This window comes from Pseudogemmobacter sp. TB195 (assembly GCF_058313095.1).
On sequence record NZ_JBZEGG010000139.1, the window covers coordinates 1 to 619 of the forward strand.

Genomic DNA, 619 nt, shown 5'->3' on the forward strand with positions numbered 1-619 from the left:
ATTCCATGCGCCATGGTCAGGCGCGAGCATGTGGGGAGCGGGATTGGTTGGGCGAGGCGCCCGGGGGGATCGCCAGCATGCCGCATTAAACCTTCCTTGACCATGCCGGGCGATATTTGCCGCATCCGCACTCTGCCGTTCCGGGGATGCTTCATGTTCGCGCGCCTTTGCATTCTCGCCACGGTCGCCGCCGCATTGGCCACGGTTGCAATGCCGCGGGCGCGGGCCGATGAGCCGGCCTATGGCCCCAACACCCATGAGCGCACGCTCCAGGCGCTGGCGGCCTACCAAAAGATCGCCAGCCAGGGCGGCTGGCCGAGGGCGCCCGCCAGCGTCATGGCGCTGAAGCCGCAGTCGCAGGGGCCGGACGTGACGGCGCTGAAGCAGCGTCTCGTCGCCAGCGGCGATCTGCCCGCCGCCGCGCTGCCGGGGGATGTCTATGACGCGGCGGTGGTCGAAGCGGTGAAGCGCTTCCAGCGCCGGCATGGTTTGTCGACCCTCGGCACGGTTGGACGCCTGACGCTGAAGGCCATGAACACCCCGGTTGAGACGCGCATCAGCCAGCTCACCGCCACGCTGGAGCGCCTGAAGGGCAATGGCTTCGATTTCGCCCGGCGCT

At 68.5% G+C, this 619-nt stretch carries 1 protein-coding gene; it reads left to right on the plus strand.

Annotation, left to right across the window (positions count from 1 at the left end; all coding sequences use genetic code 11):
• Positions 1-153 precede the first annotated feature (153 nt).
• A partial coding sequence (locus AC4FS3_RS29030; RefSeq protein ID WP_491023423.1) for a peptidoglycan-binding protein occupies positions 154-619 on the plus strand: 466 nt, incomplete at its 3' end.